Below are 24,748 nucleotides of genomic sequence, written 5' to 3'. Positions count from 1 at the left end.
GTAAACGACTAACTTGATCATCGGAAAGATTGATGTGTTGTTTAACAGGTCTGATATCTGATTTCATAAAATATATCCTTTTTTGAATTGATTATATCAGAATATAAAAGTGAGAGCTATGCTCCACTAGTCGGAAGGGCTGAGAATATTCACCCGCTGTGGGAGTGGCGTTAGAACTTTATTCTTACACCACTGGGCGAGTTTTGAGATTCGCGTACTTTGCGAAGCTCAAAATCGAGGTTCGAGACCGCATTCTGGATCGAACCGTTCCGCATAGCAGGTGAATATTCTCAACCCTGGAGACGGCCGACTTTAATAAATCCCTCAATATAATGATGTCAGTTTTTCACAAAGTAATATCAGCAGTTAAACGACTGTTTTGATAAGGAAAACGTGATTCGGCAATTTCAAAAGGTTGACCATCGTCAAGATAGCTCAACTGATTAATTATCAATACCGGTTCACCTAATTCTTGAGCAATACCGGTTGCAACATCAGTTTGATTAGCTTTATCAGCACGAATGATTCGATGTGTTCCCTCAATACTTAGGCCTTCCTTTTCAAGATGACTGTAGATTGATTTTTCCAAAATATCTTCGGTTAAAGTAGTGATGGCCGTGGGCATAATCGTATGCTCATATGCAAAAATTTTACCATCAACATAGCGAACTCGACGGATCACATAGACTGGTTCCGTTGGCTGGATGATTAATTTGTCGGCTTCATCTTTAGTAGGGATGCGTGCTGATAATTCTAAAACCTTACTTGTAACAGTTTTACCTTCATTTGTCTTAGTGGCACCAAAGGGTTTATCAATAGGGGAAACTCTGCCTAAATTATCATTGTGATTGTGGACCACATAATCTTTACGGACATAAGTCCCGGAACCACGTTTGGAATAAACCATGCCTTCGACCATCAAAAGTTGCAATGCCTTGTGAACGGTAATTCTAGTAGTATTAAACTTCTTGGCAATTTGATTCTGATCGGGCATCAATTCACCCGGAGCGTAACGTCCAGTCTGAATTTGATGTCTGAGTGTGTTTGCAACTTCTTTGTATTTGTATGCCATTAGCAGATAATCCCCCTAGCTTATATCAGTAATAGTGTAGCATTAAAAATGCTTTATTTTCGTATTTTTTAAAAGTATATACTTATTTATAAGGAGACGTTTACATTAGCTAATTTTGTGTTATGCTGAAAACGTATTCATAAGAGAGGGCGAGGTAGATCATGAATAAAAAATTGCCAGAGAATTTCTTTTGGGGGAACTCAACATCCAGTATGCAAACCGAGGGTGCTTGGAATGTGGATGGTAAAGGTAAATCAGTTTATGACATCAAAGAGGCAACTGCCGAGACTTCTGATTGGCATGATGCGATTGACGAGTATCATCGTTATGAAGAGGATTTTAATTTGATGGCTAGTCAGGGCATGAACTTTTACCGTTTTCAGATTTCCTGGAGTCGTGTAGATCCAAATGGTGACGGTAATTTCAACGAAGCTGGAATCGCGTTTTATGATAAATTGATTGATGCCTTATTAAAACGTAATATTACACCAATGATTTGTTTGTACCACTTTGACATGCCGCTGAATTTGGCTGAAAAGTATAATGGCTTTCTATCTCGTCCAGTTGTCAGCGCCTTTGTCAGATACGGAATTGAAATGGTTAAAAGATTTGGCAATCGTGTAAAATATTGGGTCACCTTTAATGAACAAAATTTATATCATACTAGTGAGGCATTTAATATTTCAGGATATATGAAAGGCGACAAGACGGTTGATGAAATGTATCAGATCAGTCACCACGTTATGTTAGCACATGCTGGAGTTGCAAATTATATTCATCAAAAAACGGAATGTTTAGTCGGTGGGATGTTAGCTTATACTGAAGTTTATCCAGCTACACCCAATCCCAAAGATGTTTTGTATGCGCGCCAAATAAATGAATTCTTGAATCGAAACTTACTGGATTCTTTTGTTTATGGCCGTTATTCCCACGAAGTTATGACGTATGTTAAAAATCATAAAATTGAAATGGATTATCAACTAAATGACGATGAAGTTTTGATTCAAGTCACTTCAGACTTTCTAGCTTTCAGTTATTATCGCAGTGAAACTATCAATTCGGCTAAAGTTCCTGATGGAACAGTTCCGAATCAATATTTGGATTACGGCGCTCAAGAGAATCCGTTCTTGAAGACTTCCGAATTCGGCTGGCAAATTGATCCACTTGGATTCCGAGATGTCTTGACCAAAGTTTATAACGAATATTGCATCCCAATGTTTCCAATTGAAAATGGTTTGGGAGTGCGTGAAACATACGATGGCACGGAAATTCAAGATGACTATCGGATCAACTATATGCGCGACCACATCCAAGCTATGAAAGATGCTGTTCTGGAAGATGGTGTGGAAGTTTTGGGATACTTGGGCTGGGGACTGATCGATATTCCTAGTTCGAGTGGCAATATGGATAAACGTTATGGAACTGTTTACGTTAACCGGACTAATCATGATTTGAAAGATATGCAACGGGTACCTAAGAAAAGCTACTGGTGGTTACAGCATGTCATCAAAACAAACGGTGCCAATTTAAACAATTTAGAAACTGTGGAATCTCATTAAGGCTCTTTCTTAAATTTAGTTAAAAGTTGGCTATTTCCAGAGCTGAGAGTAGTTTATTTTAAACAGTAAAATGAATATTTCTGATGAATTCAAATTTTTAATTATGCTATTTTTTATTATGGGTAAATTACATAAAAATAAGTTGTATCACACTTAAAGAACCAAATAATTAGGTGTGATGCAACTTATTTTTGTTTGGTTTAATATTTTGCTCTCGGTTCAGGAAACATTCTATCCATGTAAAGTTAGTTATAATTTTCATGAAAACAGGTGTAACAGCTTTTGAGTACACATGTCTAACCCTAGTAAACAGGCAAAAATAAATGTGATTTCAATCACAAAATATGTTGTTTTAGTTAAATGTAAGCGTTAACATGAAAATGAAATGAATTTGGAGGTGAACGTTTTGATGACTGTCGAAGCTTTAAATGCAAGGCCACGGTTTCAGAATCCGGTAACGATTCAAGATATTAAAAAGGCCGCTCGCTTGATTCATCAGGTTGGTCGGGTAACGCCGTTGATTCAATCAATGTTCTTGAGTCGTGATGTGACTGGTGGGGAGGTCTATTTGAAACTTGAGAATATGCAACTGACTGGTTCTTTTAAGTTTCGTGGTGCCTTTAACAAAATTAATCATTTGAACGAATCAGAAAAAGAACGTGGAGTTATCACGGCTTCGGCGGGTAATCATGCTCAAGGGGTTGCTTTGACTTCTAAACTGTTGGGTATCAAGTCAATCGTCGTTATGCCACATGGAGCCCCTTTAGCCAAACAACAGGCTACAGCTGGCTATGGCGCTCAAGTTATTTTGCATGGCGATACTTTTGATGAGGCACATCAATTTATGGAAAAAGAGGCTATAGAGCAAGGTTATACAATTGTTGATCCATATGATGATGTGGATGTGATTGCTGGGCAAGGTTCAATTGGTTTGGAAATTTTGGAGCAATTGGAGAATGTCGATACAGTTATTGTTCCAGTTGGTGGTGGCGGTCTGATTTCGGGAATTGCGACAGCTATTAAGAGTATCAATCCGCAGATTCATTTGATTGGTGTTCAGTCAGAAAATGTTCACGGGATGACGTCCTCATATCATGCTAATGAAATTACGACATTTGGCGTTGATAAAACATTAGCTGACGGGACTGCGGTTGCCACGCCGGGACAAATAACTTTTCCAATTACTAAGCATTTGGTGGATGAAATGGTTTTGGTCAGTGAAGAGGAAATTGCCACAGCCATGAAGGATTTATTGCAACGAGCTAAAGTTGTAGCTGAAGGGGCTGGCGCTTTGCCAACTGCTGCTTTGGAAGCACACAAAATCGATTCTTGCTGGTTAGAAAATAAGCGAGTCGTGGCTTTAGTTTCAGGTGGCAATGTTGACCTCGAACGCGTGGCTACTAATATTGACCATTTTGTCGGATAGGGTTGTCCTTGAAATGGGGGAACGAGTATCATTAATGATATAAAGAAATTTTTAATTGGGGGATAAAAATGACAGAACTCGATCGTTTTGAAGCATCAGCTTGTACATCAATTATGGTAGGTAAGAAAACTTCTATGGATGGGGCAACTTACATTTCCAGAAATGAAGACCGAATGTTGGCAATTGAACCTAAGCGTATCATTGTTCAACCAGCTGCTTCTGGACGCCATGAGACATATGTTTCACCATATAATAATATGACAGCACCGTATCCAGAAAGTGGTTATCGTTATACCGCAACGCCAAGCACTAATCAAAAGACTGACGGACCTAATGAAGAGGACGGCTTTAATGAGAAAAATGTTGGTATGAGTGCAACCGAAAGTGTTTATGCCAATGAAAAAGTTTTGGCTTTTGATCCATATGTTAAAGATGGATTAGCTGAAGATTCACTGGCAACTTTAGTCTTGCCATATATTGATTCAGCTCGTGATGGTGTAAAATATCTTGGCGATTTAGTTGCCAAATATGGTTCTGCCGAAGGTAATGGTTTACAGTTCAACGACAAAGATGAAGTTTGGTATATGGAAGTTGTTACCGGACATCAATGGGTTGCTGTAAAAATTCCTGATGATAGCTATGCCGTAGCTGCCAATCAAGTAGCAATTCAAGATATCGACTTTAATGATCCTGAAAATTACATGTGGGCTGACGGAATTCAAAAATTTGTTTCCGAAAATGACTTAAACCCAGACTTTGATCGTTGGGATTTCCGTCACATCTTTGGTACAGATACGGAACAAGATCACCATTACAACACACCGCGTGTCTGGTTTGCACAACGTTATTTGAACCCATCAATTCAACAAGAACCAGAGTCACCAGAATTGCCTTTCATCAGAAAGGCTGAGAAGAAGATTGCAGTTGAAGATATTCAATATATTTTGAAATCACATTATAACGAAACAAAATACGACCCAATGGGAAACGGCAGTGACCACGACAAGAGAACCTATCGTGCTATTTCGCTTTCCAGAACTGCCAATTCTCATATTTTACAAATGAGAGATTCCGATAAAAATGGAGCAGCCGGAGTCGAATGGACAGGCTTTGGAATTCCAAGTTTCTGCCCACACGTACCATTTTTTACCAATGCCAATGATATTGATGCAACATACAGTTATACACCAGATAAACTAGATATGAAAAGTGCTTACTGGATGTATGAAACTCTGGCAATGGTAGTTGAGTCACACTATGCAGAATTCGTTGAACCAAACTTAGACTATCAAAAAGAATTGTCATCATGGGCCAGAAGAAAGATTGCGGCAGTTGATAAGAAAGCAGTCACAATGAGTGGCTCAGAATTGACAGATTATCTAACAGAGCAGAATAAAGAAATAGTTAAATATTATAACGACGCAACAAAAGCCCACATAGCAGATTTAATAACAAAAGGGACAGAGTTGTCGAAGTTAACATTTAAGATGGATCCAAATTTGTAGAGAGTGGAGAAGGGGCGTTCAGCTCCCGAGCATTTTCGTAGATATGTTAATTACACACCGGTTTTTTGTGTGATTGACATATCTATGAAAAGCGGAAGGAGTTGCCCCTTCGGAACTCGTTTTAGAGCCACTGCCTATATATAACCGTTTTAAAATAAAGCAGCCTATATAAATACATAATCTAACAAAAACATCCATCCAAAAAAATAAACGACAAATATCCCCAAAATCTCCAATAACCAAACGGAGACCAAAGATATTTGTCGTTCTTTATATAAGAATAATGCTGAATAACTCAATCAATAATTGTAAACTAAAATTGATATAGCCAAAGGTAGAAAATTTAAAGTTTAAATTCTTGATTTAATAACAAATAATAATTTTATATTCTAGCCGGAGGGTGTCAGTAATATAGTACAGCTATGGAGGTGGCGTTAGAGCTTTAGCTCTTACACCACGGGACTTTGGAGACTTTCCGAACTTTGGAAAGCCTTCAAATCGAGGTGCGAGACCTTGGCTCGCACCGGTCCCCATGCAGGACTATATTACTGCCACCCAGAGGCGGAACACAACAGCAGCATAATAAATACAGAGGTAATTACCATGAAAGATATACGTTTTAAAAGTGTTTTTGACATTATTGGTCCTGTAATGGTTGGACCAAGCAGTTCACATACTGCCGGAGCAGCCAGAATCGGTAAAGTAGTCCATGATATTTTTGGCGAAAAACCCGATAAGATTACGATTGACTTGTATGAGTCATTTGCAAAAACCTATCGAGGTCACGGAACCGATGTCGCTATCGTTGGTGGTTTGCTAGGAATGGAACCAGATGATGAACATTTGGCCGACTCGCTGAAGCTGGCTTATGAACAGGGTATTAAAGTAGCTTTTGTTCCCAAAAGTGACAAAGTCGATCACCCGAACACTGCGAAGATCACTCTAGTTAAAGGTGATCATGAATTGTCTGTAACTGGTATTTCGATTGGTGGTGGTAATATTCAAATTTCCGAAATCAATGGCTTCAAGATGTCATTGAGCCTAGGAACGCCAACTTATATTACTGTTCATCAAGACATTGCCGGAATGATTGCCAAAGTAACGGACGTCTTTTCGAATTTCAAAATCAATATTGGAACTATGACCGTTACACGAGCCTCTAAAGGTGAAAAAGCCATTATGATCATCGAAGTGGATGAACGCCGTGATAAACCGGAAATTCTGGAAAAATTACGAACTTTGCCAAATGTCGATAACGCTACGTATTTTGAATAATAGGGGATTACAAGATGTTTTATACAATTAAAGAATTAGTTGAAAAAAGTGCCGATTACGATTCAGTTGCTGACTTGATGATCCAAACTGAGATGGAAAATACTGATCGAAGCAAAGAATTTATTCGTTCGCAGATGGAACGTAATTTGGAAGTTATGGAAAAATCTATTAAACAAGGTATTGCTGGAGTTAAGTCAGTTACTGGTTTAACTGGTGGGGATGCCAAGCTAATGGATGCTTATATTAAAAAAGGTGATTTCTTGAGTGGAGAACCAATTTTAGAGGCCGTTCGTAACGCTGTGGCGGTAAATGAGGTTAATGCCAAAATGGGATTAATCTGTGCCACCCCAACAGCAGGTAGTGCTGGAGTTTTAGCTGGAGTACTAGTTGCAACAAGAGATCGATTACATTTAACACATGATCAACAAGTCGACTTTCTTTTTACAGCCGGAGCTTTCGGACTAGTAATCGCGAATAATTCATCAATTGCCGGGGCTGAAGGCGGTTGCCAAGCAGAAGTTGGATCAGCATCAGCAATGGCCGCAGCTGCTTTAGTATGTGCCAAAGGTGGAACAGCTCAACAAGCAGCCGAAGCAATATCTATAACATTACAAAATATGATGGGACTGGTTTGTGATCCAGTGGCTGGCTTAGTTGAAGTTCCTTGTGTCAAACGTAATGCTCTTGGATCTTCACAGGCCATGATTTCGGCTGATATGGCCTTGGCCGGTATTAAAAGTGTCATTCCAGTTGATGAAGTGGTTGAAGCAATGCACAAAGTTGGCCAACAAATGCCATCAATTTTTAAGGAAACTGCTGAAGGTGGTTTAGCTACAACGCCAACAGCCTTGAGATTAAAAAAAGAAATTTTTGGTGATTAAGGAAAATAAAAAAATCACCCACATAATAGGTGATTTTTAATTTTACCAAGCGACTGGGCCACTAATATTGGTAAATGTTGCGTTATCTTTGTTCTCAAAGTCGGTAGCCAAAGCAACCGTACGAGTGATTCCTACGTCAATTGACTTGGCTCCCATTTCACGAGCCTGTTCTGGAGTAGCACCACCAAATTCGGTCGCAACCATACCTGGATCAATTGCATTAACTGTAATTGGCAAGTTATTTCGGGTCATTTCCTTGGCTAATTGAACCGTAAACATGTTAGCAGCAGCTTTGGCTGATTGGTAGCCAACGGCAACGGCCTTATAAACCTCCGATTGGGGGTTTAGTGCTTCTGTTTTAGAACCCATCATGCTGGAAATATTAATGATTTTAGCTTGTGGAGCTTTTTTGAGTAATGGCAGCATTTTTTGTGTGACGTCGATTAATCCAAAGTAATTAACTTCGAAATCTTTCCGAATTAATTCCTGTGAAATTTGTGATGGTTCAATTCTGAAGTCAAAAACACTGCCGGCGTTATTTATTAAAGTTGTTAAATAGCCATATTTTTCCATCAATTCTTGAGCGGCAGCTGTAACTGAGTCTGAATCAGTGACATCTAGTTGAATAACATCCACTTTTAGACCGTCAGCAGCTAATTTTTCAACAGCTGATTTACCCTTATCAAGGTTACGGGAGCCAATAATAACTTTTTGACCGGATGCCGCCAAAGCTTTAGCAATGGCAAGACCCATACCACGGTTGCCTCCGGTAACAAGTGTGATTACTGAATTGTTTTTCATAATATATACCTACCTTAACTGGAATGTTGAACAGCTTATCATGCTGGTGTTACACTAGCGCAAGTAAAAAATTAAAAAAGTGGTGGTCATTATTTATTCTATTAAAACTGTGGCTGAAAAGTATGATGTGACATACGATACTTTGCGATATTATGAAAAAATTGGTTTGCTGCAAGATATTAAACGAAATGATCGCGGTCAACGGGAATATTCTGATGCTAATTTGGAGAGTTTAAATAAAATAATCCATTTGCGTAGCTTGGGAGCGTCAATTGCGGACTGCCAACAAATTAATACGTTACTTGGCAATATTGATGTAACGGCTGACGATTATGATCAAGGATTAGAATTGCTAGCCAGATTGGAAGATAATCTCAACAAGCAGATTGCAACAATCGAACAGCAAAAACAATTTTTATCAGCGAAGAAAGATAGATTTAAACAAGCACGGGATAATTTAAAACAAATAAAAACTAATAGTGGGGGAATTAAACTATGAGACAACAAACACACATGGCTTGTACATCAATTATGGTCGGCAAAAAAGCGGCAATGAATGGTGTTAATTATATTGCCCGTAATGAAGATAATTTCGTGGCGAACTGGCCTAAGCGTTTCTTTGTTCAACCAGCAGTTTCTGGGCGTCATGAAACTTATACGTCACCATATAATAAATTGAGTGTAGAATTACCTGAAAACGGCTATCGTTATACTTCTTCACCAGATGCTAATCAAGATGAGGGCTGGTATGAGGAAGATGGTATCAATGAAAAAAATGTTGGTATGAGCGCAACTGAAAGTGTTACAGCCAACGAAAAAGTTTTAGCATATGATCCACTGATTGAGAATGGTGTGGCTGAGGATTCAATCACAACGTTAGTTTTGCCATACATCAATTCTGCTCGTGAAGGTGTGAAATATTTAGGCGATTTGATTGCCAAATATGGTTCAACAGAAAGTAACGGTGTAGAATTTTTCGATGAAGATGAGATTTGGTACATGGAATTGGCTACTGGACATCACTGGGTTGCCATAAGAATTCCTGATGACTGCTATGTGATAGCTGCCAACCAAATTGGAATCGAAAATATTGATTTCAACGACTCTGAAAATTATATGTGGTCCGATGGTATCCAAAAATTTGTTAGTGAAAACGATTTGAACCCTGATTTAACAGGTTGGAATTTCAGACATATCTTTGGAACAAGCACTAAACAAGACCGCCATTACAACACACCAAGAGTTTGGTATGGTCAAAAGGTTTTGAATCCTTCAATTGAGCAAGATCCTGAATCAGATGCATTGCCATTCTTGAGAAAACCGGAAAAGAAGATTTCTGTCGAAGATATCCAATATATTTTGGCATCACATTATAATGAAACCAAATTTGATCCAATTGGTGGCGGTTCAGAAGATGATAAGAGACGCTATCGTGCCATTTCGTTATCTAGAACGGCCAATTCCCACATTTTACAATTGCGAGATTCTAAGAAAGTTGCTGCCAACGCTATCGAATGGAAAGCATTAGGCATTCCCAGCTTCACACCATACGTGCCATTTTTCACCAATGCAGACGATATAGATGAATCATATAGCTACGTGCCCGAGAAATTAGATTTAAAGAGCGCATATTGGTTATATGAATCAATGTCAATGATTGTCGAAAGTCATTATAGCGAGTTCGCTACGGCCAATTTGGACTATCAAAAAGAATTGGCTTCATGGTCAAGAAGAAAAATTGCAGCCGTGGATAAAGAGACAGTTGGAATGACCGGTCAAAAATTAACAGATTATTTAACAGAGCAAAATCATCAGATTGCAAAACATTTTAACGATGAAGCTAAGAACCATCTAGCAGATTTAGTGACAAAAGGGACAGAGATGTCGAAGCTGACATTTAAGATGGATCCAAATTTGTAGAGAGTGGAGAAGGGGCGCCCAGCTCCCGAGCATTTTCGTAGATAAGTTAATTACACGCCGGGTTTGCGTGTGATTGACTTATCTATGAAAAGCGGAAGGAGTTGCCCCTTCGGAACTCGTTTTAGAGCCACTGCATATATATAACAAGATCTAAAATATAAAAACTTAAAACTTAAAAAGGACTAACTTCAAATAAAAAAGAAGTTAGTCCTTTTAAGTAAAAAAAATTAAATCTAAAATATTTACCTATCTGAATCATCAAAAACATCCCAAAATTTTATACTGTTTTGAAGAACTTTCTCCAATTCAAGTAATAAAATTTTGTATAACTTATTAATATAACACAAATAAAACGTTTTCTAACAACAAATTCACTATATCATGAGCGTTTTTTCCCCATAGTGACAATTTCAAGTCTATAATAGATATTGGGACTTTCCCAGTTTGGGATAAAAATCAATGAAAGGTAGCGAAGGTATGCAGGTATATAAAAATTCACAAGAATTGATAGACCAGATTAAAGAGAGTTATCATAAATTCATTGATGAATATGAGGGGATTAGCGATGATGTTGCTGATGAAAGAATCGATCAGGTGGATAAAACCCCTAGAGAGATGCTCTCATATCAAGTTGGTTGGATTAATATGATTTTGTCATGGGAGAAAGCTGAAGCTGGTGGGGCTAAAATCACCACACCTACTCCTGGTTACAAATGGGATCAAATGCGTCAGTTATACCATGATTTCAACATCAAGTATGGTTCAGATGGCATTGAGAATGAAAAAGCAGAACTTGGCAGTGTTGTAGCGGAGTTGATTGCTTGGATCGAAGATATGTCACATGATGAACTATTTACGCCAGGCGAACGTAAATGGGCAACAACAAAGGCAATGTGGCCAGTTGCTAAATGGATCAGAATAAATGCCGTTTCACCATTTAATAACTATAGTAGACAAGTTAGAAAATGGAAGAATTTTAATTTAAGAGATAAGAAACCAGTTAACTCATAGATAGTACAACTATCTTCAAGAACGAATTTTGAGGAAATGTAGTTTCATTCAAATAGAACAAAAAGCAGTACTTACAATCTCAAATGATTGCAGGCACTGCTTTTTTGCATCTAAAGTATTTATCTTTTGTACGTAAATTGAATTAATAATCCATCAGTAAAAAAAAGCTGCCCACAAGTGAGCAACTTTAAATTCCGAAATCAATCAAGAAATACCCGATAGTACCAATGATAATCAACATAGCAAAGTTGATTAATGAAAAGTACAATAAATATTTACCGGGATCTTTCTTAAAGAAAAATCTATATTGTTTGAAAGCCAACAAATTAGCAAGTGAGCCAACCACAGTACCGAGTCCACCAATATTCGTACCTAAGAAGATGGCATGAACATATTTAGAGAATTTAGAAACTAAGATAGTCGTTGGAACATTACTAATGAATTGACTAGTAATAATCGATGTTAAGTAAGTGCTTGTTCTTGTTTGTAAAAATTGATGTAGATTATTAACGATTGCTGGTTCACGGTTGATATTACCGACGGCAATAAAGAAACACATGAATATCAGTACGATAGAATAATCAACTGATTCAAGAATATGCGGGTTGATGAAAATTACTAATAGCAATGCCGCAATCAATGAACCCCACATTGGAATAACTGAGAAAATTCCTAAGAATATGACGATAGTAACAGCAACAGTCAAAGTTAAACTTGGAATATTCAGTTCCACAGCCGGTAATTCAGACAATTCGATTGGATCCTTAGGAAAGAATCGAGTGACTAAGAAGACAGCAATGAAAGTGACAATTGTTATTGGCGTTGACATGATGAAGAATTGTTTAATACCAAGGTTGAAATGCGTCAACAAGAATAAATTGTGGGTATTACCAAACGGTGTAAAAATACTCCCAAGGTTAGCGGCCATCGCAATGATGATCACTGGGAAAATTGGGTTGACTTTTATATGTTTGGAAAGTTGATAAAACAAAGGAACTAAAGTTAAAATGGTAACATCATTAGTTAAGAACATAGCTCCAAAAAAGGCTAATGAAGCTAGCATAAACATCATCTGTCGCGTCGTCTTCGCTTTATGCGTCATATACGCCGCGTAATACTTTAGAAAATCCAAATAATCATAGATTTGGATTATAATCATCATAGATAGTAGCGATGCGAGCGTCTTCCAATTTATGTCCATCAATTGAGGTGGACTAATGAAGATAGATGTCAAAATTGCTGCGGCACCAGCGATCCACAACACCCTATCTGAAAATACACGTTTTAATACGGCCATTTACGTTTCCCCTACAAAAAATTAGTCCTTATATAGTATAAAGATAAAAGTACTGTTAAAAAAGATAATTATACAAAAAATAACAAATAAGTTTCCAAAACTTAATTTTTTCAAAAATTATTTTTATAAAAAGCATAATGTATTGTAACCTAAGTATAATAAATATCAACATGAGGGAGGATAATAAATGCAAATAATTTTATCAATTTTGATGTTCATTGTAGGAATCGCCATAATGACAATATCTTTTAAAGCAAAAAGGGAATTGATATATTATCTAACCTTATCAATTGGCACAATTGTTTTTTTTGCCGGTATTTTTGTGATATTCCCAAAATAGTAGTACCAATCGATAAAAAATTGGTATAATCTGCTTATCAAATAGGGGAGGGCTTCTATTATGTTTAAGCGTATTTTTCTTTTGGTCCTTGTTTCAATGATATTCAGTGTCGTTGAAATGACCGTAGATCCCGGATTCTTCGTTGGAAGAATTTTCTTAGCATTCTCAGGCTTTTTGATGGTTTTAACATCGTTAACGTTTGTTAAAGATTTAAGACGAGCTGAGTAAATTAAAAATTATAAAGTGCCGTACATTCATTGTTTTTCGATGTGATGTACAGTGCTTTTTTTAGTTGTCATTTGTAATAAAGCATAAGTTACTTTCTTGTAGTAATATTTATATCAAATAAGAAATAACTAAAATTGGGAGGCAAATCGATGATAGCTTTCAAAAGAGTATTACTCCATGTGGTACAAAATAAAAATATAACTACATGGAGAAAATTATGAAAAACATATATGACAACGAGAAATTTTTTGAAAAATATAGTCAGATGAATCGTAGCAAGAACGGATTAGCTGGAGCTGGTGAGTGGAGTACTTTAAAACCAATGTTGCCAGATTTTCAAGGCAAAGTAGTTTTAAACTTGGGATGTGGCTACGGTTGGCATGATCGATATGCCATTGAAAAGGGTGCCACTGCAGTTGTTGGGGTTGATATGTCTGAAAAAATGTTGCAGGTTGCCCAGTCTAAAACTTCGAGTAATAAGATAACTTACGTGCATGATGATATTACTAAAATTAATTTTGAGGATAATAAATTTGATATTGTCCTAAGTTCGTTGGCTCTGCATTATGTAGAATCCTTTGATGAGATAGTGAATAAAATTAGTCATTATCTTAAATCAAATGGAACGTTCATTTTTTCGGTTGAGCATCCAATTTTTACTGCACAGGGTAGTGAAGAATGGAATTATGATAGCGATGGTCAGATTAAAGATTTTCCAGTTGATAATTATTTTTACGAAGGCAAACGAGAAACAGACTTTTTAGGCGAAACAGTAGTTAAGTATCATAAGACTTTGACGACATATTTGAATGGATTACTTAAAAATAATTTTCAAATCACACAGATAGTTGAACCGATGCCACCGAAGGATATGATGGATCTGCCGGGGATGAAAGATGAAATGCGTCGACCAATGATGTTGATTGTTTCAGCAACTAACAACTAAAAGGTCAGAAATTCCAGACGCTGGCGACTTTTTTAATTATAAGCTGAAAGTTGAAAGGTGAAAAAGTGATATAAACATTGCTGTTACAGTCCTAAATTCAATTTATTTACCAATTTAGTTAAATGGCAAGAAATCACAGTTGGACATTCTTATTATAAAAAAACTAGTTGGAAGAACTGAAAGTATTCATTTGCAGCGAAAGTGGCGTTATTGCTTCAGCAATTACACCACCGGGCGTGTTGAAGACTTACCGGTTTTTGGTAAGGCTTCAACCGAGATTCGAGACCGCCTTTTGGCTCGAATCGTACCGCGCAGCATATGAATACTTTCAGTTCTGGAAACGGCATACTGCATCAAACTTTCAACCTTTAGTTATAAGTAAATTACTCCAAAATGAGTTGCATCACACTGAAAGAACTAATCATCAGGTGTGATACAACTCATTTTTGTTAATTTTAATATTTAGTGACTGACACAAATGCTTTTAAAATAGTTAGTTAATGGATGGTGCTAGTTGATAATATATAATGTGAAATTCATGAAACAATTGTTTCACAGGGAACATTCTAGTATTCATCGTCAGCAATTTTTTCTAAAGTGACTTTTGAAGGAATGAAGAATAACGTTCCACTGATTGCAGTACTGAAGTCTAAAATGCGATCACTCTTAGTGAACATATTTTCCAGCATGCGGTTGGTGATTGAAAAATCCTTGGTGTAGGCAATGAAATAAGTACCGGTAATATCTTTAGCAGGATCTGAGAAAGGCACGTTCATTCTGACGATTTTGTGTTCAATGCCATCTTTCATATCTTTTGAGATGACGTTGTGAGCATTAGGAAGTTTTTCTTCATCAGTTAGTTCACGGTCAGAAAATTTATGACGGCCGATTGATTTTTCTTGGTCATCAGTTGACAGATTTTTCCATGCATCCATGTTGTGAATATATTTTTGAGCAAAGGCATATGAACCGTTAATGAATTCGGCATCATCATCAATCAACGTGTAGTCCATTGATTCAACACCAGCTGGATTTTCGGTGCCATCAATAAAACCAACAATTGAACGTCCCTCAAGGTATCTGAAGCCGTGGGTTTCATCCTCAACGGAAGTTACAGGACGTAAAAGTTCCATAAACTGATCCATCAATTCATAACAGACGGCCATATTTTTTGCCCGAACATGGATAAAAATGTCTCCGGGTGTGGAAACAGCCGTGTATTTTGGACCTTTAATTTCTTTGAAAGTCGATAGTTGCTTAGGCTTTGGTGCGTCTGGGAAAAGATAGTCCCAAGCGTCAGCTCCAAAGCCCCAAGCAATATTAGCCTGAGCTTCAGGGTCACGAATACGCATACTATTAATTATGGAATTAGATAGATCAGCGAATTCAGCAACCGCATTTTTTTCTTCGGATTGATTCTGATGGTTCAGTAACAAAGTTGCGAAAATAACACTTTCACCAGCATCTTTATAAACATCTTGTGCCTTTTTAATGTCAACAGTCATGGATTCATCCTCCAGAATATTTATTTATAATCACACCATATCATATAACTTAAGAATCTAAGCATCTAAAGGTTAAAAGTCGAATGGGGCACTAAAGTCGATAATATTCCCCCTTCATGCGTATGGGCTCAAGTTTGATAAGTAGTCTTGGGACTCGGCTTGACGTATTGTAAAGTTCAACACATCTCCAAAAATCTCAACGGCCAGCAAATATTTTTCAGCTCTGGAAGTAAAACGACCTTTGCTTAAAATTCATAAATTAAAATTCTTGATTATGCGTTAATTTAGGAGAATAATAAAATTAATAACAAATTTAATAATTTAGTCAGGAATTGTCTTGAAAGGAAGTACAAATGTATGTGTACAAGTCTTAGTCTAGGAGCCTTAGATGGTTCTAAATTTTTAGCAAGAACAATGGATTTCGCCTTCGAATTAAATGGTCGTCCAACTTTTTTACCAGAAGATTACAAATGGATCTCATCCTTTGATAAAAAAACCTATACAACTAATTATGCCATCATGGGAACAGGTGCCAAGTATGGCAATAATTATATGGTAGCTGATGGATTTAACGAATATGGTTTGTCCGCTGCTGAATTATATTTCGTAAATGCCGCTAAATATGATGAACAGCCAACGGATGGCAAAACCAACTTAGTATCTGAAGAATTTATTCTTTGGGCACTAGGAAATAATAAGAGCATCGACGAGTTACGTAAGAACCTGGAGAATGTTCGCATTATCGAATCCGATGCTGGTGTAATGGGGCAAAATCAACCCTTACACTTTATTTTTAGTGATGCGACAGGGGCAACTTATGTGCTTGAACCAGAAGGCGATGGATTGATTCTCGAAGAAGATAAAGTAGGCGTTATGACAAACACACCTGACTATGACTGGCACAAAACTAACTTAGCTAACTATTTAGGCGCTCAAACGACAGGCTTTAAAGCTAAGAAGTTTGGTGAAGAAGAAGTTGTTCCATCGGGGTCAAATGGTACTTACAGATTACCTGGTGGTTTTACAGCGGTTGACCGTTTCGTTAGAACTGCCTTTATACGTAATGAAATCGAAAAGCCTGAAAATGCCCAACAAGCAGTTAATACAATTTTACATATTCTCGACAGTGTAACCGTTCCTCGTGGTATCAATATGAAAGATAACGGCGAACCAAGTTACACACAATATCAAACTGTTTTAGATTTGACTAATAAGATCATGTATTACGTACCATATGGTAACCGGACTGTTTATAGCATTCCAATGACTGCTGATATGATTAAAAATCAAAAAGAACCAAAAGAATTTGAAGTTGCTCTCAAGCAAGAGTTCGTAAGTTTAAATTAGAATAACTAAAGGTTGAAAGGTGAAAGACTAATCTAACCATTGTTGTTACAAGTTTAGAGTTAATTTATTTAAATAGCTCGAAAGTCTTTGTTTTATTGTTCCTGCTATAAAAAAATAAATAAATTAGTTGGAAGAGCTGAGAGTATTCATTTGCAACGAAAGTGGCGTTAGGACTTTAGTCCTTACACCACCGGGCGTGTTGAAGATTCGCGGGTTTTGCGAGGCTTCAACCGAGGTTCGAGACCGCTTTCTGGCTCGGGCCGTTCCGCGTAGCAATTGAATACTCTCAGCTCTGGAAACGGCATAATTACCTAAATTTTTAACCTTGAATTAGAAGAACCAAGAGTGATACCTAAATTTAGGTACCACTCTTTTTTTGGTATCTAACTTCAATCTGTTATAAGATGTAATTAAATAAAAAGATAATCACCATGTGAAAAATTGGTGCGACCCAATTATGAAATGAGGAAATATATAATGGCCGACTTAGTTTATCAAAAAATTATTACATCACTAAAAAAAGCAATTGATGCCGGGGAATTCTCAGATATGCGTTTGCCTGATGAAAGATCTTTAGCGGAAAGCTACAGTGTCAGTCGCAGTTCTATCAAACGGGCTCTGGGATTGATGGCTGATCAAGGAATCATCTTTAAAAAACGTGGTTCTGGAACATTTGTTAATCCGCTGTATTTGAAACAAGGTTCATCCTTCAACTACAGTGGCAAAAATCTTGGTATTACCGACAGTTTCAACGCTAATGGGCAAAAACCTGGCGTTAAAGTCTTGAGTTTTGATGTTGTTCATCCGAATAAAGATTTGCAGGATAATTTATTTCTCAAACCGTCAGAATTCGTCTATGCCTTCAAACGCTTGCGCCTGTTGGATGACGTTCCCTTTATGATTGAAACTGGCTATATTCCAATCAAGTTAGCACCGGAATTGTCAGAGCAAATTGCTTCGGAATCTATCTTTAATTATGTAGAATCAGAATTGGGCAAAGAGGTTAATAAAACCTACTTGAATATTTCTGCAGAACCATCAGACGCTGAAGGTAAAGAATTGCTACACTTAGCTGAAAATGAACCAGTGGGATTGATGGAAGGAATTTTCTTCTTGGACGACGGAACACCATTCGAATTTTCTACAATGAAGTTGCATTATAAGTATTTCAAATACGATTCATTTGTTGATTTAGCAAATAAGTAAGAGCTTTCAATAATTGGAACGCACCAATTTATCAAATGGTTGACTTTTAGAACTATTCTAGTTATGATACTCAATGTAAATACATAAGGAGTGTGCTGGTAATGACAGATTACTCATCAAAAGAATACTTAAATTTATTAGATAAATATTGGCAAGCAGCGAACTATGTTTCTGTTGGTCAACTTTACTTAAAAGATAATCCTTTACTAAGACGTGAATTAAAAGCTGACGACGTTAAAGTTCATCCAATCGGACATTGGGGAACTATCGCCGGTCAAAACTTTATTTATGCTCATTTAAACCGTGCTATTAACAAGTATGGTCTCAAAATGTTTTATATTGAAGGCCCTGGTCATGGTGGGCAAGTAATGGTTTCAAATTCTTACCTTGATGGTAGTTACACTGAAACTTATCCAGAAATCACTCAAGACACTAAGGGTATGCAAAAATTATTCAAACAATTTTCATTCCCAGGTGGTGTTGCATCACATGCTGCCCCTGAGACTCCAGGATCAATGCATGAAGGTGGAGAGTTAGGTTATTCTCTATCACACGGTGTTGGTGCCATTTTGGATAATCCTGATGAAATTGCTGCTGTTGTAATTGGTGATGGTGAAGCTGAAACTGGTCCTTTGGCCGCTTCATGGTTCTCAAACGTCTTCATTAACCCTGTTGATGATGGTGCTGTATTGCCGATTTTAAATCTTAATGGCTTCAAGATTTCTAACCCTACAATTTTGTCACGTAAGAGTGATGAGGATTTGACTAAGTACTTTGAAGGTATGGGTTGGGATCCATTGTTTGTTGAAGGAACAGATTCAGAAAAGATGCATCCAGAAATGGCTAAAACTGTTGATGCTGCTATCGAAAAGATTCAGTCTATTCAAACCGAAGCTAGAAAACATCCTGCTTCAGAAGCAAAGATGCCTAAGTGGCCTGTTATTATCTTCCGCGCTCCTAAAGGTTGGACTGGTCCTAAGACTTGGGATGGTGAACCAATTGAAGGCTCATTTAGAGCACACCAAATTCCAATCCCTGTTGATCAAAATGATATGCAACATGCAGACAAGTTAGTTGAATGGTTAGAATCATATAAACCAGACGATTTATTTGATGAAAATGGTACTTTGAAGAGTGAAATTGCTGCAATCGCACCTAAGGGTCAAAGCAGAATGGCGATGAACCCAATTGTTAATGGTGGAGTTGATCCTAAACCTCTTAAATTACCAGACTATAAGAATTATGCTTTGAAATTTGATAAGCGTGGCTCAAAGATTGCCCAGGATATGATTGAGTTAGGTAAGTATTTGGAAGATGTTATCAAGAAGAATCCTGATAACTTTAGATTATTTGGACCTGACGAAACTATGTCTAATCGTCTTTATGACATCTTTAAGACTACTAACCGTCAATGGATGGAACCAGTTCATGAACCCAATGATCAATATGAAGCACCAGCTGGTCGTATCATTGACTCACAACTTTCAGAACACCAAGCAGAAGGCTTTAACGAAGGCTATACTTTGACCGGACGCCATGGAATGTTTGTCAGTTATGAAGCATTCTTACGAGTAGTCGACTCAATGTTGACACAACACTTCAAGTGGTTGAGAAAAGCTAATGAATTAGGTTGGAGAAAGAAGTATCCATCACTAAACGTTATTGCTACATCAACAGCTTTCCAACAAGATCACAACGGTTATACGCACCAAGATCCCGGTATCATCACACATTTGGCTGAAAAGAAAGCAGAATATATCCGTGAGTATTTCCCAGCAGATACCAACTCATTGTTGGCTGTTATGCCTAAGATTTTGGATGACCAAGAAAAAATCAATTTGTTAGTTACTTCAAAACAACCAAGACCACAATTCTACTCAATTGAAGAAGGCCAAGAATTGGCTGAAAAGGGACTCAAGGTTATTGATTGGGCTTCAAATGACAACGGAGATCCTGACATAGTGATTGCTGCTGCCGGAACTGAGCCAAACCTTGAATCATTGGCTGCAATTAGTATCCTTAAAAAAGCAAAACCAGAATTAAAAATCAGATTTGTTAACGTCGTTGATTTATTGAAATTGAGATCACCAAAAGTTGACTCTCGTGGTTTAACAGATGAAGAGTTTAACGAAATCTTCACGATTGATAAACCAGTATTGTTTGCCTTCCATGGTTTCGAAGATATTATTAAAGACATCTTCTTTGATCGTGAAAATCACAACCTTTACGTTCATGGTTATCGTGAAAATGGTGATATTACAACACCATTTGATATGCGAGTAGTTAATGAGATGGATAGATTCCACTTGGCAGAAGAAGCAGCCGTTGCCGTACAAGGTGATGGAGCAAGTGACTTTGCCGACGAAATGGAAGCCGAAGTTGATAAACATAACAAGTATATTCGCGAATATGGTGATGATTTACCAGAAGTTCAAAATTGGAGCTGGGAATAGACAGAGAGTGGAGACATGGCGGTTAGCTCCTGAGCATTTTCGTATCTTAGTGAATTGCACGCTGTTTTTGCGTGTGATTTGCTAAGATATGAAAAGCGGAGGGAGTTGCCATGACGCAACTCGTTTTAGAGCCACTGCATATCCAGCCGCACTAAAGAATAACTGAATATATAAACAAACAAAAAGGGCCCTCAAAATTAAAAAATTTTGAGGGCCCTTTTATGCACTAAAAAAACTATACCCTTCATCAAATTCAAAAAAAGAAAAAGATAGCGTTTACAAAAATAAAAAAATCTGATACTATTTAGTCATTCGAACGAGTGTCATTCGAATGACTATCAAAAAGGGAGGTATACAAATAATGTCACCGAAATCATCTCAACAATTAAATGGCAGTAAAAAACTTAGTTTAACAAGCATGTATTTTAACCGATATTTAATTTTCAGATATTCTACAGCACTATTTTTCTTTATAAATTTGTATTGGTTAATCATTCTAGTTGCTTCAAATAAATACAGTTGGATAGTTCCTGGGGCATTACTGATTGGGTCAGGAATCGTTATGGTTGAGCAGGTAAGCAAGTATTGGAAACACGATAATGGGTTAATGCTAACTAGAGGATATTACGCAATGCAAGCTGTGGTTAATTTAATTCTTGTTATCAGTATATTGCTGAAAAAACGGGCGGTATTTTATCCATTTCTGACTAATAAAAGTAATGTTTTTCTAATTGGGTTTCTATTGGCTGGGGTTGCAGTTAGTTTGTTACTAGAGTACCGAGGATATTTAATTGAACATGATCGAGATCATTATTTGAATAACATTAAAAAGTTTGCAGCAAGTTTATAAAATAGGGGTGTGAATTGTAATGGATGAAAGTAATAACAAATTATTTCAATTTTTGAATAAGTATTTGATGGGACCAATGGGGAAATTAGCACAATTTAGAATCGTGCGTGCGGTTATGGCAGCTGGTATGGCAACTATTCCGTTTACAATCGTTGGTTCGATGTTCTTGATTATCAGTGTTTTGCCACAAAGTTTTCCAGCTCTAACCGGATTCTTTAGCGTAACATTTGATAAAATAACGCCATTATATATGTTAGCTAATCAAGCTACTATGGGAGTTTTGTCATTATACTTCTGTTTAGTCTTTGGTTACGAATACACAAGGATTCAAGCACAGGAAGAAAAAATAGAAATTAATCCATTGAATGGTGCCTTACTTTCAATGATGGCATTCTTCATGTGTTTACCAGAATTAGTATTAAAAAACGGTGCCATGACTTTGATCAACGTTATCAATAAAGATACCAAGATTATTGATGGTTGGGAAATGGCCGGTGGTGTCACACGTTTAGGTACTACAGGTATTTTTACAGCTATTATTATGTCCATTATTGCAGTTAAGATTTATGCGGGTTGTGTTAAACACAATTGGACTATTAAAATGCCAGAAACAGTTCCATTAGGGGTTTCTCGTTCATTTACTGCTTTGATTCCAACTGCTGTAATTGCATTAACAGTTATTTTAATTAACGGAATATTGATTTCACTTAATACTGATATTTATAAAGTTGTAGCCATTCCGTTTGGATTTGTTACAAATCTTACTAATACGTGGGTTGGTTTGTTGGTTGTTTACTTCATAATGCATGCCTTATGGCTTGTTGGTATTCACGGTGCCACAATCGTTACTTCATTCCTTACACCAATTGTTTTATCTAACATGGTAACTAACGCTCATGGTGGAAATATTCCTTTTGCCGGCGAATTTAACAACTGTTTTGTTACTATTGGTGGTTCAGGTGCAACTTTGGGTATGGTTATCTTCATTGCTTTCTTTGCTAGATCAGCTCAATTAAGTGCTTTAGGCAAGGCCAGTATTGTTCCTGCTTTCTTCAATATTAATGAACCTATCTTGTTCGGTATGCCAGTTGTTTATAATCCATACACAGCTATTCCATTTTTCCTAGCACCAATGTCATCAATGTCAGTAGCATATTTTGCTATTAAATTACATATGGTAAATCCACCAATGGCGCAAGTTGCATGGCCTACTCCTGTTGGATTATCTGCTTTTCTTGGTTCAGGTGGTGATTGGCGTGCCTTTGTATTAGCAATTGTTTGTGCCTTGATTGCCTTTGTCATTTGGTTCCCATTTATCAAGTTCTATGACAATAAGTTGTATGTCCAAGAACAAAATAATGACAGTGTTGAAGCTGCTTAGTTATTAAAAAAAGTATCGAGGAGAGTTAATAAATGACAAAATTTCCAGATGGATTTTTATGGGGAGGAGCTGTTGCTGCTCATCAATTTGAAGGTGGCTGGGACGTTGACGGTAAGGGAATTAGTATTGCTGACGTTATGACAGTGGGTGACAATAACACAGCTCGTGAAATAACCGACGGTGTTATCCCGGGCAAAAATTATCCTAATCACGAAGCAATAGATTTTTACGATCATTATAAAGAAGACGTGAAGATGTTTGCTGATTTGGGACTGAAATGTTTTAGAACAAGTATTGCTTGGACAAGAATTTTTCCTAATGGGGATGAAATTGAGCCAAACGAAGCTGGATTAAAATTTTATGATGATTTATTTGATGAATTACATAAATATAATATTGAACCCGTCATAACTTTATCCCACTTTGAAATGCCATATCATTTAGTTAAAGAGTACGGTGGTTGGAGAAATCGCAAAATGATAGACTTTTTTGTTAAATTTGCGACGGTTGTTTTCAAACGTTATCAAAATAAAGTCAAGTATTGGATGACTTTCAATGAAATTAATAATCAAACCGGTTTAAATGAATGGGGACTATTTACCAATTCAGGAATACTGGTTCAACCTGATGAAGATGCTGAGAAAGCCATGTATCAAGCAGGACATTACGAGTCTGTGGCTAGTGCTCTTGCAGTTCAAATTGGCCATGAAATTAATTCTAATTTTGAAATTGGCTGTATGTTAGCTATGGGTCCTGTTTATCCAGCAAGTCCTGATCCTAAAGATGTTTTAAAGGCCCAAAGAGCCATGCAAGCAAATTATTGGTTCGCAGATGTGCAGTGCAAAGGCAAGTATCCTAATTGGCTCAAAAAATATTTTGAACGTAAACAGTTTGACTTGGACATTACATTGGAGGATTTGGACGTTATTAAGGCCGGCGTCGTTGATTATATAGGGTTCTCTTATTATGCGTCCCATGTGATCAGGGCTGATAAATCTGAACCTGAAGATTACATGACTCCGACGAAGAATCATGAAGTTAAAAATCCAACTTTAAAGCGGTCTGACTGGGGCTGGGAAGTTGACCCATTAGGATTACGTTATGCTTTGAATTGGTTTAGTGAACGTTATGATTTGCCATTGTTTATTGTTGAAAATGGTTTAGGGGCATTTGACAAAGTAGAAGCTGATGGCAAAATTCATGATGATTATAGAATTGATTATTTGAGAAAGCATATTGAACAAATTAAACTAGCAGTCGAGGTCGATGGAGTTGATTTAATGGGGTATACTCCTTGGGGATTCATTGACTTAGTTTCAGCCGGAACCGGTCAAATGGATAAGAGATATGGTATGATTTATGTCAATAAGAACGATGAAGGAACTGGAGATCTCAAGCGTTCTAAAAAGGATTCGTTCAATTGGCTAAAAAAGGTGATTGAGACTAATGGTTCTGATTTGAATTAATATACAGTACGAATGAGTAACAAAGCATGACTTTTTTATTAAAACTAAAGGTTGAAAGTTTAATTAAGGATGCCGTTTCCAGAGCTGAGAGTATTTATTTGCTGCGCGGAACGGCCCGAGCCTGGGAAGCGGTCTCAAACCTCGGTTGATGCCTCGCAAAAACCAGCGAGTCTTCAACGTTGGAGTGAACCCATGAGGTTGGACACATGATCCAAACCTGGAGGGGTTCACTATGATTAAGTACAATCTGGATTTCAAAGTCAAAATAGTAAATGAGTT

At 37.1% G+C, this 24,748-nt stretch carries 21 protein-coding genes; 17 read left to right on the top strand and 4 right to left on the bottom strand.

Features of this window, described 5'->3' with window-relative positions; all coding sequences use genetic code 11:
- Positions 1-346: 346 nt before the first annotated feature.
- Positions 347-1,072 (bottom strand): GntR family transcriptional regulator, encoded by a 726-nt coding sequence (locus FFM71_RS12230; RefSeq protein WP_137612439.1) that lies wholly within the window; start codon positions 1,070-1,072, stop codon positions 347-349.
- Positions 1,073-1,233: 161 nt separating this feature from the next.
- Here FFM71_RS12230 and FFM71_RS12225 point away from each other — a divergent pair, with 161 nt between their 5' ends.
- From FFM71_RS12225 to sdaAA, 5 genes are all read left to right on the top strand, one after another.
- On the top strand, positions 1,234-2,631 hold the full coding sequence (locus FFM71_RS12225) for a glycoside hydrolase family 1 protein (RefSeq protein WP_137612438.1): 1,398 nt from the start codon (positions 1,234-1,236) through the stop codon (positions 2,629-2,631).
- A 409-nt stretch (positions 2,632-3,040) separates the two neighbouring features.
- Positions 3,041-4,057, top strand: coding sequence for a bifunctional threonine ammonia-lyase/L-serine ammonia-lyase TdcB (gene tdcB / locus FFM71_RS12220; protein WP_137612441.1), 1,017 nt, complete (start codon positions 3,041-3,043; stop codon positions 4,055-4,057).
- Positions 4,058-4,125: 68 nt separating this feature from the next.
- On the top strand, positions 4,126-5,562 hold the full coding sequence (locus FFM71_RS12215; protein ID WP_137612437.1) for a C69 family dipeptidase: 1,437 nt from the start codon (positions 4,126-4,128) through the stop codon (positions 5,560-5,562).
- A 603-nt stretch (positions 5,563-6,165) separates the two neighbouring features.
- The gene (gene sdaAB / locus FFM71_RS12210) at positions 6,166-6,837 is read left to right on the top strand and encodes an L-serine ammonia-lyase, iron-sulfur-dependent subunit beta (protein ID WP_137612436.1); all 672 of its coding nucleotides are present in this window, start codon (positions 6,166-6,168) and stop codon (positions 6,835-6,837) included.
- Positions 6,838-6,851: 14 nt separating this feature from the next.
- A complete protein-coding gene (gene sdaAA, locus FFM71_RS12205) occupies positions 6,852-7,718 on the top strand; it encodes an L-serine ammonia-lyase, iron-sulfur-dependent, subunit alpha (RefSeq protein WP_137612435.1) in 867 nt (288 codons plus the stop codon).
- Positions 7,719-7,760: 42 nt separating this feature from the next.
- On the opposite strand, the gene FFM71_RS12200 is transcribed toward sdaAA, so the two are convergent.
- The gene (locus tag FFM71_RS12200) at positions 7,761-8,519 is read right to left on the bottom strand and encodes an SDR family NAD(P)-dependent oxidoreductase (RefSeq protein WP_137612434.1); all 759 of its coding nucleotides are present in this window, start codon (positions 8,517-8,519) and stop codon (positions 7,761-7,763) included.
- A 79-nt stretch (positions 8,520-8,598) separates the two neighbouring features.
- On the opposite strand from FFM71_RS12200, the gene FFM71_RS12195 reads away from it, so the two are divergent.
- The 3 genes from FFM71_RS12195 (at position 8,599) to FFM71_RS12185 (ending at position 11,450) form a co-directional block, all read left to right on the top strand.
- On the top strand, positions 8,599-9,018 hold the full coding sequence (locus tag FFM71_RS12195; RefSeq protein ID WP_223876549.1) for a MerR family transcriptional regulator: 420 nt from the start codon (positions 8,599-8,601) through the stop codon (positions 9,016-9,018).
- Positions 9,015-10,439 (top strand): C69 family dipeptidase, encoded by a 1,425-nt coding sequence (locus tag FFM71_RS12190; protein ID WP_137612432.1) that lies wholly within the window; start codon positions 9,015-9,017, stop codon positions 10,437-10,439. Before FFM71_RS12195 ends, FFM71_RS12190 begins: the two co-directional genes overlap by 4 nt.
- A 459-nt stretch (positions 10,440-10,898) precedes the next feature.
- Entirely contained in the window at positions 10,899-11,450 is a 552-nt protein-coding gene (locus FFM71_RS12185) for a ClbS/DfsB family four-helix bundle protein (protein WP_137612431.1), read from the top strand.
- A 187-nt stretch (positions 11,451-11,637) separates the two neighbouring features.
- Here FFM71_RS12185 and FFM71_RS12180 read toward each other — a convergent pair whose 3' ends face one another.
- On the bottom strand, positions 11,638-12,747 hold the full coding sequence (locus tag FFM71_RS12180; RefSeq protein WP_137612430.1) for an SLC13 family permease: 1,110 nt from the start codon (positions 12,745-12,747) through the stop codon (positions 11,638-11,640).
- Between the two features lie 187 nt (positions 12,748-12,934).
- Here FFM71_RS12180 and FFM71_RS13905 point away from each other — a divergent pair, with 187 nt between their 5' ends.
- The 3 genes from FFM71_RS13905 (at position 12,935) to FFM71_RS12175 (ending at position 14,261) form a co-directional block, all read left to right on the top strand.
- Positions 12,935-13,087: a DUF6095 family protein gene (locus FFM71_RS13905; protein ID WP_223876548.1), complete on the top strand. Its 153-nt coding sequence runs from the start codon at positions 12,935-12,937 to the stop codon at positions 13,085-13,087.
- Between the two features lie 60 nt (positions 13,088-13,147).
- Positions 13,148-13,315 (top strand): hypothetical protein, encoded by a 168-nt coding sequence (locus FFM71_RS13495; protein WP_171000570.1) that lies wholly within the window; start codon positions 13,148-13,150, stop codon positions 13,313-13,315.
- 217 nt (positions 13,316-13,532) lie between these two features.
- Positions 13,533-14,261: a class I SAM-dependent methyltransferase gene (locus FFM71_RS12175; protein ID WP_223876547.1), complete on the top strand. Its 729-nt coding sequence runs from the start codon at positions 13,533-13,535 to the stop codon at positions 14,259-14,261.
- 566 nt (positions 14,262-14,827) lie between these two features.
- Here FFM71_RS12175 and FFM71_RS12170 read toward each other — a convergent pair.
- Entirely contained in the window at positions 14,828-15,766 is a 939-nt protein-coding gene (locus FFM71_RS12170) for a Dyp-type peroxidase (RefSeq protein ID WP_137612429.1), read from the bottom strand.
- A gap of 357 nt (positions 15,767-16,123) precedes the next feature.
- Between FFM71_RS12170 and FFM71_RS12165 the strand changes: the two genes are divergently transcribed.
- From FFM71_RS12165 to FFM71_RS12140, 6 genes are all read left to right on the top strand, one after another.
- On the top strand, positions 16,124-17,113 hold the full coding sequence (locus FFM71_RS12165; RefSeq protein ID WP_137612428.1) for a choloylglycine hydrolase family protein: 990 nt from the start codon (positions 16,124-16,126) through the stop codon (positions 17,111-17,113).
- 477 nt (positions 17,114-17,590) lie between these two features.
- Complete coding sequence (locus tag FFM71_RS12160; protein ID WP_137612427.1) at positions 17,591-18,319, top strand: GntR family transcriptional regulator; 729 nt, start codon at positions 17,591-17,593, stop codon at positions 18,317-18,319.
- Positions 18,320-18,420: 101 nt separating this feature from the next.
- The gene (locus FFM71_RS12155) at positions 18,421-20,772 is read left to right on the top strand and encodes a phosphoketolase family protein (protein ID WP_137612426.1); all 2,352 of its coding nucleotides are present in this window, start codon (positions 18,421-18,423) and stop codon (positions 20,770-20,772) included.
- Between the two features lie 361 nt (positions 20,773-21,133).
- Positions 21,134-21,622 (top strand): hypothetical protein, encoded by a 489-nt coding sequence (locus FFM71_RS12150; RefSeq protein ID WP_137612425.1) that lies wholly within the window; start codon positions 21,134-21,136, stop codon positions 21,620-21,622.
- Positions 21,623-21,641: 19 nt separating this feature from the next.
- Positions 21,642-23,003, top strand: coding sequence for a PTS cellobiose transporter subunit IIC (gene celB, locus FFM71_RS12145; protein ID WP_137612424.1), 1,362 nt, complete (start codon positions 21,642-21,644; stop codon positions 23,001-23,003).
- Positions 23,004-23,035: 32 nt separating this feature from the next.
- Entirely contained in the window at positions 23,036-24,469 is a 1,434-nt protein-coding gene (locus tag FFM71_RS12140; RefSeq protein WP_137612423.1) for a 6-phospho-beta-glucosidase, read from the top strand.
- Positions 24,470-24,748 lie beyond the last annotated feature (279 nt).

The organism is Companilactobacillus huachuanensis (assembly GCF_005404815.1).
Taxonomy (GTDB): Bacteria; Bacillota; Bacilli; order Lactobacillales; family Lactobacillaceae; genus Companilactobacillus; species Companilactobacillus huachuanensis.
The sequence above is the reverse complement of the archived record's forward strand: the minus strand, read 5'-3'. Positions and strand labels throughout refer to the sequence as shown.